The 17276-nt window shown below is 51.5% G+C and carries 12 protein-coding genes and 1 tRNA gene; 4 read left to right on the forward strand and 9 right to left on the reverse strand.

Annotated elements, in window-relative coordinates:
* Nucleotides 1–142 precede the first annotated feature (142 nt).
* Nucleotides 143–218, forward strand: a tRNA-Asn gene (locus tag F3J40_RS01955).
* A 245-nt stretch (nt 219–463) separates the two neighbouring features.
* Here F3J40_RS01955 and F3J40_RS01960 read toward each other — a convergent pair.
* Complete coding sequence (locus F3J40_RS01960; protein WP_167012370.1) at nt 464–1027, reverse strand: RrF2 family transcriptional regulator; 564 nt, start codon at nt 1025–1027, stop codon at nt 464–466.
* A gap of 335 nt (nt 1028–1362) precedes the next feature.
* On the opposite strand from F3J40_RS01960, the gene F3J40_RS01965 reads away from it, so the two are divergent.
* Nucleotides 1363–2565 carry an NAD(P)/FAD-dependent oxidoreductase gene (locus F3J40_RS01965; RefSeq protein ID WP_167012372.1) on the forward strand — a complete coding sequence of 401 codons (1203 nt, stop codon included), beginning with the start codon at nt 1363–1365 and terminating at the stop codon, nt 2563–2565.
* 109 nt (nt 2566–2674) lie between these two features.
* Here F3J40_RS01965 and F3J40_RS01970 read toward each other — a convergent pair whose 3' ends face one another.
* A complete protein-coding gene (locus F3J40_RS01970) occupies nt 2675–4006 on the reverse strand; it encodes an MFS transporter (RefSeq protein ID WP_167012373.1) in 1332 nt (443 codons plus the stop codon).
* A 583-nt stretch (nt 4007–4589) separates the two neighbouring features.
* Between F3J40_RS01970 and F3J40_RS01975 the strand changes: the two genes are divergently transcribed.
* Nucleotides 4590–5195: a pentapeptide repeat-containing protein gene (locus F3J40_RS01975; protein ID WP_167012375.1), complete on the forward strand. Its 606-nt coding sequence runs from the start codon at nt 4590–4592 to the stop codon at nt 5193–5195.
* A 72-nt stretch (nt 5196–5267) separates the two neighbouring features.
* Here the strand turns inward: F3J40_RS01975 and F3J40_RS01980 are convergent, their stop codons facing one another.
* From F3J40_RS01980 to F3J40_RS02005, 6 genes are all read right to left on the reverse strand, one after another.
* A complete protein-coding gene (locus F3J40_RS01980) occupies nt 5268–5618 on the reverse strand; it encodes a hypothetical protein (protein ID WP_167012376.1) in 351 nt (116 codons plus the stop codon).
* Nucleotides 5619–5997: 379 nt separating this feature from the next.
* Complete coding sequence (locus F3J40_RS01985) at nt 5998–6942, reverse strand: fimbrial protein (RefSeq protein ID WP_167012377.1); 945 nt, start codon at nt 6940–6942, stop codon at nt 5998–6000.
* A 106-nt stretch (nt 6943–7048) separates the two neighbouring features.
* Nucleotides 7049–7993: a fimbrial protein gene (locus F3J40_RS25030; protein ID WP_167012378.1), complete on the reverse strand. Its 945-nt coding sequence runs from the start codon at nt 7991–7993 to the stop codon at nt 7049–7051.
* Nucleotides 7994–8005: 12 nt separating this feature from the next.
* A complete protein-coding gene (locus F3J40_RS01995; RefSeq protein ID WP_167012379.1) occupies nt 8006–10552 on the reverse strand; it encodes a fimbria/pilus outer membrane usher protein in 2547 nt (848 codons plus the stop codon).
* Between the two features lie 101 nt (nt 10553–10653).
* Complete coding sequence (locus F3J40_RS02000; RefSeq protein ID WP_167012380.1) at nt 10654–11340, reverse strand: fimbrial biogenesis chaperone; 687 nt, start codon at nt 11338–11340, stop codon at nt 10654–10656.
* 120 nt (nt 11341–11460) lie between these two features.
* Entirely contained in the window at nt 11461–11985 is a 525-nt protein-coding gene (locus F3J40_RS02005; RefSeq protein WP_240155265.1) for a fimbrial protein, read from the reverse strand.
* A gap of 617 nt (nt 11986–12602) precedes the next feature.
* Here F3J40_RS02005 and F3J40_RS02010 point away from each other — a divergent pair.
* Nucleotides 12603–13229 (forward strand): response regulator, encoded by a 627-nt coding sequence (locus F3J40_RS02010; protein WP_167012381.1) that lies wholly within the window; start codon nt 12603–12605, stop codon nt 13227–13229.
* 17 nt (nt 13230–13246) lie between these two features.
* Here F3J40_RS02010 and F3J40_RS02015 read toward each other — a convergent pair whose 3' ends face one another.
* The gene (locus tag F3J40_RS02015; RefSeq protein WP_205297164.1) at nt 13247–17269 is read right to left on the reverse strand and encodes a bifunctional nitrate reductase/sulfite reductase flavoprotein subunit alpha; all 4023 of its coding nucleotides are present in this window, start codon (nt 17267–17269) and stop codon (nt 13247–13249) included.
* Nucleotides 17270–17276 lie beyond the last annotated feature (7 nt).

Consider the following 17276-nt stretch of genomic DNA (forward strand, 5'->3'; position numbering starts at 1 on the left):
ATCCTGGCAGCAGTTTGAAAAGCCACCGATTCTGTTGAAAAGTCATCAGATTGCTGGTTTAAACGGCACTTGAACGCTAACAGTAAAATTTAGCTTTGACACAACCGGGGGAGGTCGATACTATGCGCCCCGTTCACACGATTCCTCTGTAGTTCAGTCGGTAGAACGGCGGACTGTTAATCCGTATGTCACTGGTTCGAGTCCAGTCAGAGGAGCCAAATTAGAAAAGCCCGCTCAGGGAAACCTGAGCGGGCTTTTTGCTTTTTATCAATCGGTCATTCCCTTCCTGATGTCTTCACTCATCGGTTAAAACACGCGAAGCGACACCCTTTGCGGGTAAAAATACGGGTAAAGCTGACAGGGCTGTAAAAGCGGCTGAAAGCGTTCAGGAAATTCCAGCCCCCTGATAAGCCACTGTCACTGACAGATCCTGACCACAGGGCGCACTTCTTCTTTTCGGCATTTAGTCCGTAATATCGATGATGTGAATCTGCTGTTCATCAGAAGCCTTCACGCTGCTTTTCTTTTCCCGACGGTTTTTAATCCATGTATCAACCTGATGGGTAAATTCAGCCGGTGATTTGCGTCCGACTTTTCTCGCGAGATCGAGCACAGTTTGTTGAGCAAGGGCGTCTTCCATACGTTTCTGCGCTGTCATCATGGCTGCATGTACTGAGCAGTATCCGTCCATGGCCCATTCGGGCGGCGTTCCGTCGAACAGGGCGCAACGGCTGCGAATTTCCCGGCAGTCAAAAATGAGTTTTCGTCCATCAATGGCATTAACAATATCCAGCAGGCTTATTTCGTCGGCAGGCCTTGCTAACTTGAATCCTCCCTTCACCCCCTCTGTGGCGACCACTAATGCGCTTTTGGCAAGTTTAGTGAAAATCTTGGCAAGGTAATCTGCGGGAACGCCTTGTAGTTCGGCAAGATCGCGCACGCTGGCGTCACGACTTTCCCCACCTTCGCCCACCAAAAAAATAAGGCAGTGAATACCGTATTCAACACCTGCGCTGTAAAGGGACATGCTTATCTCCGACTGGATTGTTCGCATAGGGTATCGAAAGCAGTCAATCGAGACAATGCTAAAGCCCTGCTTTTATCAAGGAATAAAATTTCTTCCCGTCAACGCCATTAAAATTTAATTTGATTAATATCAATTACTTGCATGGGTACTACTGTTGTTTTTTTGCCGCCTGAACGCTTCATACGCCAGAATAGCGCTTGCGCAAACAAACTACCACCAATATAGTCGCAGTTATTCGGTGGACAACAGTTGCCGCCAGCAGTAAGGGGTGATGCCCGTTAATCCAAAAAATTACCTCTTAATTATCAACAATATAAATTCACACCAAGGCGAAAATGAAACATAAGATTATGATTATCGGCGCTGGCTTCGGCGGCATGTGGGCAGCGGTGAGTGCAACGCGCCTGTTCAATATTCATGGCTATCAGGATGTTGAAGTGACGGTTCTGGCTCCTCAGGCAGAATTGCGTATCCGCCCACGTTTTTACGAGCCTGATGCGCACACGCTGGTAGCCCCTATCGATGCACTTTTCGATGCACTGGATATTAAATTTATTCAAGGAACGGCATATTCCATTAACGTTGAAGAAAAATCTGTGGATTACAGAGATGCATCGGGAATGGAACAGAGAGTCGGCTACGACAAACTGGTCTTAGCTAGCGGAAGTTCCCTGGCAACACCGTCAATCCAGGGCGTTGCAGAACATGCGTTTGACGTCGATCAGTTAGAGCAGGCTGTTCGTTTAGAGCAGCACCTGACATCCCTGGCCAGCCTTGCAGAAAGTAAAGGGCGTAATACTGTCGTGGTGGCGGGCGGCGGCTTTACGGGTATCGAAACGGCGACTGAGATGCCCGCGCGTCTTCGGAAAATCCTTGGTGAGCAGGCCAATATCGAGGTGATTATCGTTGACCGGAGCACGGAAATTGGTGCTTCAATGGGCGCTGAAATCAGCCGTTCAATTGCTGAGGCGTGCGAAGAGCTGGGCGTAAAATGGCGCTTAAAATCATCGGTCGTTGCTGTCGATGAGAATGGCGTAGTACTGGATGATGGCCACCGGATTGAAGCCAAAACCGTGGTCTGGACCACAGGCGTTCGGGCAGACTCGCTAACGTCACAGATTCCAGGTAAACAGGATGCGCTGGGACGTTTGCACGTAGATTCAAACCTGGCGGTTATTGGTCAACGTGATATTTATGCCACTGGCGATGTTGCCTACGCTGCCACCGATGATATCGGTAATCATGCGCTGATGACCTGCCAACATGCCATCGTCATGGGGCGTCATGCCGGAAATAATGTGGCCGCAGAAATTTTGGGCATTGAGCCTGTTGCCTATCGCCAGCCAAAATACGTTACCTGCCTGGACCTGGGTCAATGGGGCGCGGTGTATACCGAAGGGTGGAACCGTGAGGTCAAATTGACCCGTCAAGAAGGGAAATCCCTCAAGACGCAAATCAACACCGTCTGGATCTATCCTCCGGCGGCGAATCGTGAAGCTGCATGGGCAGCGGCAGATCCTTTAATTCCCATTGCCTGACGCTTAAGAATTACCCTGTCAAAAAATGGGGGGTTGTGACGTGTAAAGGCTTTATACAACAAGGCCGCCAGTGATCCGGCGGCCTTGTTGTAACATGTTACGGAACCGATTAACGCTGGAGTGAAGCGGCCTGTTCCAGCGTCATGCCTTTGGTTTCTGGTGCCAGCCACAGGGATGCCAGCAGGCCAATCAGTGAAACTATCGCTGCGGCATACATGGTGTTACCAATGCCCAGGCTTGCGAGTGAGAATGGCACTAACCAGGTGCCTGCCGCAGATCCGATACGGGACAATGAAGAGCCCATACCCACCGCGAACGCACGTACTTCAGTCGGGAACAGCTCATTCGGGTAAACCAATTCCAGCACCTGCGCACCACCGATGAAGACTGCATAAGCACCGAACAGCACCAGCACCAGCATAGGCGAACCGTGGGAGAAAGCGCCTAAGCCGAGTAACGCCAGGCTTGACCACAGGAAGCTGTGAATAATCAGGCGGCGACGGCCCAGAGTGTCAATCAGACGTGTTGCGATGATGCAGCCAATCACAAACAGAACGGTAATCGCCACTGAACCTAATGAGGCCCACTCACCGGTTAAATTCAGCGCCTGCAAGACAATTGGCGCGAATGAGTAAACCGCGAACATCGGCACCACCGCCGCACTCCAGAACACCGCCACAAACAGCATGCGTTTGCCGTAACCAGAAGCCATCAGGTCGCGCAGTGAAACTTTCGCCTCTTCATTCTCTTTTGGCATATTCGCCAGCGAGAAAGAAGGACCATATACCTTCTTGATGATTTTATCGGCTTCCGCCAGGCGGCCTTTGCTCACTAACCAGCGTGGTGATTCAGGTGTACCGAGACGAATCAGGAACAGCAGCGCACCCAATACCGCCGGGCTTGCCAGCACGTAACGCCAGGCGTTGTCACCCGCCTGAGCCAGGATGGCATTACCGACGATATATGCCAATGCCGCACCGGCAAACCACAGGATGGTTAATGCGGCAAGACGTGGGCCACGGTTTTTCTGCGGTAAGAACTCGGTGAGTAACGAACCAGCCACCGGGTATTCCAGACCAACCCCGACACCGACCAGGAAGCGCAGGAAGAACAGCATCGCGGCAGATTCAGTCCAGAAAGATCCGATGGAACCGATGATAAACAGAATCGGCCCAACGAAAAACAGCCGCTGGCGACCAAATTTATCGGTTAATAGCCCGCCGAGAAAACCGCTAAAGAAAGTACCGAACATCGAGGAAGCGGCAATCAGCCCTTGCCAAAATGAGGTCAGGTGCAAATAGCCAGAGAACTGAACGATAGCCACGCCAATAATACTCAGGACATAGCCATCAAGTATCCAGCCACCGCCGGCACGTAATGTCATTAACTGGTGAAAGTTATTTAAAGGGACATCTTCAATCGAAATTTTATTGTTATTCATCAGTGAGTATCTCCTGGGTAATTATTTTTTTGGATACAGCATTCCCCTTTCGAATCATGTGCAGGATTCAAAAAAAGTTAGGCAGCTCTGAATGTGGTCAACAACGCTCTCAATTACGCTAGCAACAGCGGTAGTCATAGGCAAAGCTATACCTCCCACAGCGGAGTGTAAATACCCTCAGCGGGGTGAAATCACAACATTGTGATCACTATCCGATCACAAAATAGAAATTTACCATTTGCCACCACTAAAATAACTAATTGATTTTAATCATAAAATAAAAAACACCCTGAAAATTTATTCTATTTTTTAGTATTTGCTTTGTATACTTTGCGTATTCATACAAAATCTCTATAGTTCGATCTTAGCCGGGGTTCGCCTCCTGACTTCGATGCTTTTGCGTCATTGAGCACTGCCAGGCAACACGGCTCGCCAGGGTAAAATGCGCGTTCAGATGCCGCCAGACTCTGTTATTGCGAGAGTAAACACCGGACAGGATTGACGTTGATTAGGTGCATCACATTTACACCTCACCCACCACCTGATATTTTATTAAAAAGTTAACGGCAGCAGGCAATTAGCGATGACTAACCTCCTTATTTCTAACCAGGAATATAGTGATGAAGATTTCAAAGACATTAAACAGAACGAGGATGAGATAGTTAATACTCGCTTTGATAACTGTACTTTTACCCACTGTAATTTCACTGAATCGACCTTTCGCAAGTGCAGTTTCTTCGAGTGCGAGTTCAACAAATGCAATCTCAGCCTGTTAAATGTCTCGTACAGTTCGTTCAGAGACGTGACGTTTCACGAATGCAAGCTGGTGGGTATCGATTGGACCCGTGCCGCGTGGTCCACGCTCAACTTCCCGGCAGCACTGAATTTTCATCACTCTGTACTGAATGATTCGGTGTTTTTTGGTCTGTACCTGGCGCAGTGCAGTTTGATTGAATGCAAATTACAGGCGGTAGATTTCAGCGAAGCACAGTGTGAAGAAGCAGATTTCAGCGGTAGCGATTTAACCCACGCCACCTTTCATCATACCCGGCTGACCGGTGCTAATTTCGCCTGGGCGCACGGCTACAATATCAACGTGTTGAACAATGAAGTGAAAAACGCACGCTTTACCCTGCCCGAAGCCGCTACGTTACTGACTGGCCTCGGGATAGAGATCATCGATGAATAGATGTTGTCAGTAGCAGGGGACGAGACTGGGTGCTGGTCATGGTTGTCACCCAGTCAAGACCGACAACTCACATCAATAATTTATTGCGCTTTTAGAGACGAGATAACTATTTACTTGGCTGATTGAGCATTCATCATCGGATGCCAGATTCTGCGTGATCACCTCAAATTTCCTGCCGTCTTTCGCGTGAAAAACAAACCTGAAGATGTTGGTGTAGATATGATGATGATTTTTCTGGGAGGCAAGGAGGGTGACTTCGGTTTTCGATTCATCCAGGTCTGGAATATTAATGATTCCTGCATTTTTCATCCAGACTTCCGCCATGCTCATTGGCCATGAATGGCAATCATTTTTGACTGTTTTTGCATTAGCAAATACTGGCGTTAATGCCAGAAGTAACAGCGCTGTGCTCAGCTTGTTCATTAACGTACTCTCCCTCTATCCCTGTGTGATCAATCATGACGTTTGGCGCTCTCGTCCGATAGCGGACATCAATACTAGACGCAACGCTATGCTGAAGCCAGCAGATCACACTCAGCGCTGGGTGTTCCTGCGCGCAAGTATTGGGGGGCAATGGATGATTGTGCGTTTCAGTTTGGGAAAGTGAGGTTGGTGTCCGTGTGTCAGTCTCAGATGGTGGGGAGTGCCGTAAAGACGCCGTGAATCCTCCCTGGAGGCTTTGCCGCCGCATCCCTGTGGCGGAAACTTTACTCGACTCACCGCCGTCATATCAGTGAAGTGATAACCTCTGAGCATGTCCGAATCTATTAAGCCACGACAAAATCGCGTGAAATAAAACGCATCAGTTATAGGTCATCGTGAAGGTTGCGGTAGCATTTGCCTGGCCTGCGGTAACACGGGCCTGGGTCTGATAATAACGCGCTGCCAGGGGGATAGTGTATACCCCTGAGGTCGCCACAGTACCGACCTGAAGGGCGGAGCCGAGGGTCACCGGAGTACTGTTGCGCAGTACCTGCACCCCCACGCCGCTGGCCACCTTGTCTGACGTCGACGGATTCAGGGCTATCACCCCAGGAATACCAGAGCTGTCGGCTGTTGCATCCAGGGTTATTTTAACGCGGGTGTTTTCATCACAGTTCAATGGAATACTGAAGGCCTTACTTGTCGCCACACTCCCCACCCCGGTAAACTCACTGCGAAGCACATCCCCCATGGGAACGCTGATGGCAGTTTGTGTCACCGAGCAGGCGACGGGCGTTATCGTGTTAACGCCTGTCAGGTTAACATTGAATACAGACAATTTATCGTATGAATGGTTTGCTACTCGCCCCGTACTAATCCTACCACTGCCTACAGCACCGGCTGCGGTTTTTACCAATGTTGCGATGACCGTCCCACCCGTGGCCGCTGTGACTGGATTAAGATCCTGACTTTTATACGGAAAATATCTTTGTAGCCCTGCCCCAAAATACAAAGTTAGACCGATCCCATCAATATTCGTGTCGTAGGTATGATTCCCGTAAGCGCTGAGGGTGGTGAACCGAGTTAATGTATTGTTATAATGCCATCTGGTAGTACATGTTACGCCATAACCGGGAGTCAAATACGACCTTTTGGCCAGTTCGGTCCCCACCGGTGCATCTCGCTGAACCGTTATGTTACCGAAGTTAAAATTCACTTCTGTGTTTTTCCCCGTTCCGACGTAGGTACATGCAGCCTGTGCCCCCTCTGAAAGCAGAGCGAACATCCCCACAAGCACGGGAATAAGTGCATTGATATTTCTCATTAATTGCTCCCGTTATCGACAAACACTATCAATAGTGGTCACAGAGGATTGTTTATTTGTTGATGGCAGGATGAATGACACACTACATCGCGTGAAATTAAACGCATCAGTTATAGGTCATCGTGAAGGTTGCGGTAGCATTTGCCTGGCCTGCGGTAACACGGGCCTGGGTCTGATAATAACGCGCTGTCAGGGGGATAGTGTATACCCCTGCGGTCGCCACAGTACCGACCTGAAGGGCGGAGCCGAGGGTCACTGGAGTAGTGTTGCGCAGTACCTGCACCCCCACGCCGCTGGCGACCTTGTCTGACGTCGACGGATTCAGGGCTATCACCCCAGGACGACCGGAGCTGTCGGCTGTCGCATCCAGGGTTATTTTAACGCGGGTGTTTTCATCACAGTTCAATGGAATACTGAAGGATTGACTGGTCGCCACACTCCCCACCCCGGTAAATTCTCTGCGAAGCACATCCCCCATGGGAACGCTGATGGCAGTTTGTGTCACCGAGCAGGCGACGGGTGTTATCGTGCTAACGCCTGTCAGGTTAACATTATAAATATTAAGTTTATCCCAAAATACCCTCCCTATTCTCCCCGTACTAAGGGGGCCACTTCCAACCGCGCCGGATTTGGTTTTTATCAATCTTACGATGACCGACCCACCCACTGCCCCTGTGCCTGGACTCCTATTTTGAAGTAAATACGGAAAATAGCGTCGTACTCCCGCCCCAAAATACAAAGTTATACCGATCCCATCAATATTCGTGTCGTAGGCATGATTCCCGTAAGCGCTGAGGGTGGTGAATTGGCCTAGTATCGCGTTATTATCCCATGTGGTAGTACATGTTACGCCATAAGTGGGAGTCACATACAACCTGTTGGCCAGTTCGGTCCCCACCGGAGCATCTCGCTGAACCGTTATGTTACCGAAGTTAAAATTAACTTCTGTGGTTTTACCCGTTCCGTTGAAGGTACATGCAGCCTGTACCCCCTCTGAAAACAGAGCCAGCATCCCCACAAGCACAGGAATGAGTGCGTTGATATTTCTCATTAATTGCTCCCGTTATCGACAAATACTATCAATAGCGGTCACAGAGGATCGCATATTTGTCGATGGCAAGATAAATGTCACATTACACTGCTGACTCACAGCATTGCCCCATTTGACCTGCAGTTTGCCTCTCTCCGGCACTCCACTCAGATACAGCTGCCCATCAGGACCCACTATCCCGCTGTTTTCTAATGCACTGTCGTCCTGCACCAGTGATGCTATCGCGCCAAACGGCACTGGCTTGCCCTGATAATTCAGCGTCATCAACACGCGACTGCCTACCCGCGTTTTAAAATCGGCCAGCACCAGCGCGCCTTTGGTCGGAATAACCGTCTGGGTGTTGGTGTCGATGTCCACATTCTCAGCCAGTGTCCCGGTATCCAGGGCGATACGGTTCCGGCGATAAGGGCTGACATACGGCACCACGGCGTAACCGCGCCAGTCGGTCTTCACCCCGGTATTATTCTGCACCACCGCCTCTGTCGCCCCCGGAGCCCGCACCAATGCCAGCGTATCCCCCTGCTGCTGCGAGAACGTTATGCCATAAGGGTGCCCCACCACACCGCCCTGCAGACCGTAGTTCAACTGCTGCATGCCTTTAGCGTAATTGTACCCCCCCAGCAGCTCCCCATAGGTGCCCTTATAGCTGGCATTAGCGTTGCCGCTGCCACTGGCTCCACGGTTGGCGTAGCTTTGCTGCACGTTGTAGCTCAGATTATTATTCGCCAGTGCCGTCCCGCTCAGCCCCGCCTGCTGGCTGGTATTGCCGCGTTTGTTGGTATTCATGCTGTAACTGGCCCAACTGCCAGGCAGCCATTTACTCAGCGGTACCTGCACGTTAAAGGCAAACTGTTGGTCGTTGGCGTTATTGCCCGACCGCTGGCTAAAGGTGTAGTTGACCCCGTAGCTGATAGCGTTGTAACTCAGGTTGTAACCGGCGCTCAGGTTGCGCTCAATGCCCGTTTGCCCCCAGTAATCCTGCTGATAAGCCGATACATGGAAGTTGCCATACTCTTGCAGTGACTGGTTGACGTCGATATGAGCCTTACTACGTTTGTTATAGTTCAGGCGCCCGGCATTCCTGTAAGCCCCCGATTCATTCGCTTCCTGGAAATCATAAAAACCTCTGGTTGAGTAACGGTATCCTGCCAGCCTAAAGGTGGTATTGGTCGGTGCCACATTTTTGGCGTACTGAAAACGATATGACTGACCGCGATGCACGCTGTCATCATGCAACTGTGTTTGCGCCAGGGTCACGTCCGCTGACAGGGATCCGAAATTGCCAAAACCGTGCCCAAGTCCCAGTGCCTGAGCATGATAATGACTGGACACTAGCAAGCTGCTGTACACCGTTGAACCTACAGGCAAGCCGTAAATCAGTGAACCCAGGCCAAAGGCAGGGGTCTGTGCACTGTCATTGGTGGATCGATATTCCCCGGCAGTGACGGCATATTTCAGACGGCCTTCACGCAGCATCAGAGGAGCAGCCGAAAAGGGCTGCACAAAACGTCGTTCAGCACCGCTGGCTTCCGTAATGATGATCTCCAGGTCTCCACTGGATGCGGTCGGGTAGAGATCGGTAATGGCAAACGCACCGGGTGGTACGTAGGTCTGGTAAATAATGTGACCATTCTGTCGTACTGTCACCTGGGCATTACTGTGTGCTATACCACGCACCACCGGCGCAAATCCTCTCAAACTATCTGGATACATGTTGTCGTCCGACGCCAGCTGTATTCCGCGATACTGTATGCTGTCAAAAACATCACCTGGTGAGGTGCTGTCCCCCAGCGTCAACTGGGCTTTCAGTTCCTGAACATCACGCTGCAGATAAGTGTTGACGTTATCCCAGCGTTGGTGACCATTACTGCTGCTGTAGGTTGAATAGTTTCGTAACCGCCAGGCGCCCAGGTTAGCCCCGCTGCGCAGATTGAGGTAATAGCTATCATCCGTGCCAGGGCGATTGTTGCGCCTGGTATTGGCACCGCTAAAGCTGTAGTTGAGTAAGGCTGCGGGTACCCCCTGATCCCATAATGCCGGATCGACATATCCTCTAGCCTCAGCGCTCAAGGCGGCCTGTGGAATACTCAGCTTTAATTGCTGCTGGCTGAAATTAAACTGGCTGTCGGCATTGTGGATATACCTCCCCAGATTGGTTAGCGTCGCGTCTGCGGGCAATTGTTGCAAAGCAGGGAATGCATCAAGCTTTACGCCCATGTCACCCAACTGGCCTGGGGTCAGTTGAGGTAACAACTTACCGTCGCTTTCCACAAATGTGACGTCCCTTGTCTCGACCAGGTCGTCATTGAGGTAAATATCGACCCGGTAGGTGCCTGGCATCTGTCCACCACTAACGGAAAACCGCTCCAGCTCCAGCATGGACGACGCCTCGGCAGTTAATTCCAGCGCCGCTGGGTTAAAATAGTCCTGCGCCATCGCCGGGAAGATAGCGAGGGTAATACCCAGCGCCAGCAGTGATGGCATCAGTGAGTTTGAGCTGGTTATTTTTTTTGGCGGTAATAACGCAAAAGGAGCCGGATGATGGGGGTGATTTTCCATAACAAAAAATTCTCCGCCAGAAAATGATCTGGTAACTTGAATCAGGCACTATCCTGGATAATGACCTTATAATGAGTGTCAACGAAGGGTTGCGGGATGCGCTAAAACGAAACCTGCCTGGCGATACTGGTAATGCCGCCGTAATCATTGATGGCTGACCAACTAACGGAACTTCCGGCACCAGCAGGTAGCGCCCAGCTTAACGAACTCATCGGTTCGACCGTGCCAGCATCCTTCACTTCCATATCCCCTACTTTTACGCTAAAAAACGCGATGTAATAAGGCGTGGGGTTTGTCACCTGCAGTTGATTACCTTGACGGGTAAAGGTTAGCTGTTTGTAAGCTTCCGCAGCCTTGCTATTCAGGGCCGAAGGACGATAAATCAGTTTGATCTGCGTTTTCACAGAAATTTGTAGTTGATTTTGATCTGTCTTCGTGGTCGACGGAATAGACTTGATATTCAGCCAGTACAGCGATTCTTTATCGCTCGGCAGCGGGCTACCGGTGTGTACAATACGCAGCACATTTTCCTGGCCTGGATCAAGACGAAACAGCGGAGGCGTAATAATAAAAGGTGTCTTTCGCGTATCGCTCTCCTGTTCGTTTTCCACCCAGGACTGAATCAGGAAGGGGTTTATTTTTTCCGGGTTACTGACTGAGATCGACGCTTCCCGTTTAGCACTGTCATAAATAACCCGGGTTCCCCCTACCACGACCCCGGCCCAGGCCGATTGAGTCATACTGAGTAGTAACGTGCTGAGACAGAAAATTTTACTCCATGGAAACATGCCATTTTCCTCCTGTATTTCCGGCGAGGCTGAACGACGGCGCCATAATGACGCCGGAATTAAAAAGCAGCGATATCTACGTATTACCGCAGCCTGGATAGCATCAACGCTTAGGAAAAATTAGTTGTATACGATAGTGAAGTTGGCGACGGCATTCGCCTCACCAGCGGTCATCGTTTTTGTGGTGGCGACATATTTAGTAACAAAATTAAAAGTCGTGTCGGCACTGTCTGACAAGGCTTTGGAAGCAGATTCAGCATTAATCGGAAGAAATTTACCGCTTTCTTCGTAGAAGCCGATGGCGACGCCCGTCGCAGCATCTTGGCCAGTAGTGATCGCCAACAGCTTGGGTTCATCTTTGTCCCCATTACCACCGAATTTGACCTTTGCGGTCGTCATGGAAGCAGGACAGGCGCTCAAAGTGATACCAAACCTGGTTGGGCTAGAGGAGCCAGTGGCAGAAAACGCTTTATTAGAAATCGTTCCCAGTGCTATGGTTTGCTTGACGGTGCTTGCCGTAATGGTACAAGCGTCCTCAGTTATATTACCGGTGAAATTTATAGTACCGTCTGCTGCCTGCACAGAAGAAATGAATGCAGTGCTTCCCAGAATAGCCATTGCAATGAGTGTTTTTTTCATCGTCATATTTTCACTTAGATCCTGTGGTAGTTAAAGGTCGCCAGAACCCCACCTTTTCATAATGGTAGAGGGGTATCCCTGACGATATTTCCGGCTCAGTCAACCTTGTAATAAAAGCTAACAACAACCAAACAAAAACCCGCCGAAAAAACATTGGGCTTTATTTTTACTTCTTAATAAAAAATAAAAATCAAAACCTAACAAATCAAAAAATGTCTTTTAGTGAAAGATTTCACGCACTGCTAATAGAACTCATTCCATGACGCTTATAGCGATTGGTGATGAAAACCGAAATATTTATAGGTTTAGGCGATATGGATAGGATTAGTACCACTCATCATTTCGGCTAATAATTTCCATCCAATAAAAAGACCCATCCTACATCCATCCCTGTGAACCTTAAATTACCATAAATCACCATGAATCATACGACGGACCCATTGTGCTGATTAACGAATAAAAAAGATATCATAGGAAGATGATTTTTCTGTAGGTTCTGGATGTTTATTACGTAAGGGAAATATGACAAGAACATTAACTTTAATAAACCATGTAGTTTTATTAAAATTAATAACCAGAATATAAAATAATGATTCAGTTTTACCTCATCAATGGAGGCCAGAGTGAAAAAAGTATTAATTGTGGATGATTACCCGGTAACCAGGATGGCTATCAAAATCTTACTGGAACAGGTCCAGTTGACCGTTATTGGAGAAACCGAAGATGGCCTTGAGGCCGTTCATCTGACCTGGCAACTGGTGCCCGAATTGATCATTGTTGATATCGATATTCCTTCGCTCAACGGTATCGAAGTGATACATCGCCTGCGTGGCAATGGTTATACCGGAGGGATTCTGGTCCTGACAGGTAAGGACGATGAGCATTATGTCCGACGATGTGCCAGTGTGGGTGCGGATGGTTTTATCAGCAAGCGAAACAATCTGACTGAGTTGCATAACGCCATAAGTGCCATCAAGGGAGGGTATGGATACTTTCCCTTAAAACGTGCCCGTCGGGACATGGCTCTTCCCATCCCCCTGAATGACAAAGACAGAATAGCTTTACTTTCCACTAAAGAATTGCAAGTGCTGCACTGCCTGGCGCGAGGGATTAAAGTGGTCGATATAAGCGTCAGGATGAAAATCAGTGATAAAACTGTCAGTACCTATAAACGGCGGTTAATGCAAAAGCTTGAATTAGAAAGCATGGTCGAGCTGTATAACTTCACCCAACGCAATAATTTGGGCTAAAAAAATATTAACATTCATTAATACACATCCCGCAGATAGCGCTTCTCTTGCGCCAGGCGAGTCACCCACTCAGCGGCGGCAGCGGTGCTCATACCGCCATGCTGCTGGGCAATCTGACGCAGGGCCGCGTCCACATCTTTAGCCATACGGCTGGCGTCCCCACAGACACAAAAATAGGCCCCGTCCTGCAACCAGCGCCACAGTTCAGCCCCCTGCTCCTTCATGCGCTGCTGAACGTAGACTTTCTCTTTCTGGTCACGGGAGAAGGCGGTATCCAAACGCTGCAAATAGCCCTCGCTCTGGAACGTCTCCAGCTCTTCCTGATAATAAAAATCAGTGGCGGCGCACTGTTCACCGAAAATTAACCAGTTGCGTCCGCTGGCACCGCTGGCCTGGCGCTGCTGGAGGAAAGCGCGGAACGGCGCAATGCCGGTGCCAGGCCCCACCATAATCAGCGGGGCATCCGGGTTGGCTGGCGGGTGGAAGTGCGCTGACTTGTGTACGAATATCGCCACCGCCTCCTCACCCGCCCGATCAGCAAGATAGGTTGAACATAGCCCACCGCGCTGCTTATCGTAGCGCACGGTTGAGAGGGTGATATGCACCTGATGCGGAGTGACCAATGGGCTGGATGAGATCGAATAAAGCCGGGGCTGCATACGGCGCAGCACATTGACTAAATCTTGTGCGGCGATCGGCAAAGAGAACTGCTGCAAAACATCACAGACATTACGTCCCCACAGCCATTGCTGGAGCGCATCGCGCGATTCCGGGCGTAGCCGCTGTGCCAACTCTGCATCACCGCTGCGTTCAGCGACCATTTGCAAGAGTTCAGGCGTAATACGACCAATCTCAACGTGGCGTTCCAGCACCACACTGAGCGGCAGCTCATCACCCTCCTTCAACATCACCGGGTGATCGGCGGATTCAGGCAGCCGTTGTAAGAGCGCAGCAACCTGCTGTGGGCAGTTTCGTGGCCATACGCCGAGCGCATCTCCCGCCTGATAGGGAAAATCATGCCCCTGTAAATCAAAGGCGATTTGCCGGGTCTCTTTGGCCGAACCGGGCTGATTCAGCACACGGTTAATCACGATATGCGTCGCCAGTGGGTTGTTGCGACTGAAACCCACCTCGGCAACCCGCTTTTCCACCCCCTTCTCCTCTACAGATGCACCCTCGCCCTTAAGACGGGCAGCGATCATCTCTAGCCAGGCCGCTGCGCTGGCTTGATAGTCGGCATCGCAATCTACCCGCGCCGCTAATGCCTGCGCACCCAGTGCAGCAAAGCGAGCATCTAGCTGTTTGCCAAAGCCGCAGAAGCGATTGTAGTTCGCATCCCCCAGCGCCAGCACCGCATAGGAAACCCCTTCCATTCGTGGTGCATTGTCCTGCTGTAGTGCCTGCCAGAACGGCGTGGCGGCATCGGGTGCATCACCATCGCCAAAGGTACTGGCAATGAGCAGAAGGCGTTTGGTCGCCGTGAGATCGGCAGGTGTCACGTCCGCCATTGCCGCCAGTTTGACTGTCTGTCCCGCTTGCTTAAGCTGCTGCGCACACTGTGCCGCCAGCCCTTCGGCATTACCGGTTGAAGAAGCCCAAAGGATCAGCACCGGATCGGTAACCGGTACGCTCGCTACCGGCAACGCGACAGAATCGGACAGCGGAATGCGAGCAAACAGCCCGGCTAGCATCCCGTCCACCCGCAGACGTTTATCATGAGAAAGCGGCGCGCTGGCAGGTAACACCGGCACCCCCAGCGCCTGCTGCACATGTTCACTGCCTAATCCGGCAAGAAACCCTTGCATATAGTGCTTCTCATCCGCTTCCAACTGCATCACGGGCGTGGTCTCAAGGCCCAGTAAAGCCGCAAATGCATCAATCGGTTTCATTAAAGGCTCCTGAGCGCGCTGCGCGGTGGGGTTCACTGGCGAAGGGGTCATGCGGGTCACGGACACCGCAGAAAACTTGAATTCTGGTTGTTGGGAAACGGGATCAACCGCATCACTGGTCACGGCATTCACCGCCAACTGCTCACCAAACACATCATTCCAGTGAAAGGGGGCGAAACAGTTACCTGGCAATACCCGGTCGGTGATCACCGCGGGCAGTCTTGCACTGCCGCGTCGTGAGCGAATCTCCAGTTGATCCTGAGGTTGGATGTTCAGCCGCTGTGCATCCTGCGGGTTGATCTCCACAAACGGGCCGGGATTGAGCTTGTTCAGGGTCGCCACTTTGCCGGTCTTGGTCAGGGTATGCCACTGATGTTGTACCCGGCCCGTATTGAGTACCAGCGGGAACGTATCGTCCGGCAGTTCGGCGGGTGGCATATCGGGGCGGGCAAAAAACTGCGCTTTACCGCTGGCTGTCGCAAAGCGAATGTCGTTATCCCCCTGACGGTAACGTAAGGGATGGCGGTCATCCCTGTCCCCGGGCGGGCTGGGCCACTGGACGGGCGTGGTACGCAGGCGTGCATAACTCACGCCGCGTATATCGTAGCCGGTGTGGGGATTGGCGAACGCGCGGATCTCGTCGAACACCGCCTCCGCCGAGGCGTAGCTAAAGTCCGCGCTATAGCCAAGCGCACAGGCGACGCGGGCAATGATCTGCCAGTCCGCCAGTGCTTCTCCGGGTGGGGTAATCGCCTGTGGCATCAGGGTGATATTGCGTTCGGAGTTAATCATCACCCCTTCTGCTTCTGCCCACAGCGCAGCCGGTAACAGAATATCGGCATAGCGATTGGTTTCGGTATCAAGGAAGGCGTCCTGGGTGATCACCAGCTCGGCCTGCTGTAAGGCATCAATCACCGTTTGACGATTAGGGGCGCTGGCAACCGGATTGGTACAGATTACCCAGCACGCTTTGATGCTGCCTGCCGCCATCTGACGAAACATCTCTACCGTTCCGCCCACCAGATCGGTGCGCAGCGTACCGGCAGGGACTCCCCACTGCTGTTCAACAAACTGGCGGTCCTCTGCCACCAGCACCGAGCGCTGGCCGGGAAGCCCCATTCCCATATATCCCATCTCGCGGCCGCCCATGGCATTCGGCTGCCCCGTCAGCGAAAAGGGTCCGCTGCCACGCCGGCAAATTGCACCCGTCGCGAGGTGCAAGTTACACAGTGCGTTGGTATTCCAGGTGCCGTGAGTGCTCTGATTCAGGCCCATAGTCCAGCAGCTCATCCACTCCGACGCCTCACCGATCCACGTTGCCGCCTGCTGGATATCCGCTACCGCCAGGCCGGTGCGTTCGGCAACCTGCTCGGGGGGGTAATCCGCCAGAAATTCGGGCATCGCCTGCCAGCCTTCGGTGAAACGCCTGATGAAGTCATGATCCAGCGCGTTGTTTTTTACCAGCAGCGCCAGCAGCCCATTGAGCAAGGCCAGATCGCTGCCAGGGCGGATCTGCAAAAACAGCGACGCTTTTTCTGCCGTTGCGGTGCGGCGTGGATCAACCACAATCAGCTTCGCCCCGGCTTTCACCCGATCCATCATGCGTAAGAACAGAATCGGGTGGCAGTCGGCCATATTGGAACCAATGACGAAAAACAGCGAGGCGTGATCAAAGTCCTGATACGAGCCAGGGGGACCATCAGAACCCAAAGACTGCTTATAGCCACTGCCGGCACTGGCCATGCAGAGACGCGAGTTGGACTCGATATTGTTGGTACCGATAAAGCCTTTGGCGAGTTTGTTGGCGAGGTATTGCGCCTCCAGCGACATCTGTCCAGACACATATAACGCCACAGCATCCGGGCCATGTTCATCAATAATGGCGCGCAACCGCATCGCACTGGTGTCGATGGCCTCCTCAATGCCAACCTGTACCGGCTCCTGGCTGCGGTCGCTGCGCATAAACGCCTGCTCCAGCCGCCCAGAGTCCGCCAGCGGCTGGTGGCAACTGTTGCCTTTGGTACACAGACGGCCAAAATTACTCGGATGCTGCTTATCACCGCTGATTTTAATCACGCGGTTAGCTTCTACCTGCATCATAATGCCACAGCCCACACCGCAGTAAGGGCAAACGCTTTTCACCTGCTTCATCAGTACC

The organism is Candidatus Pantoea multigeneris (assembly GCF_011752615.1).
Lineage (GTDB): Bacteria > Pseudomonadota > Gammaproteobacteria > Enterobacterales > Enterobacteriaceae > Pantoea > Pantoea multigeneris.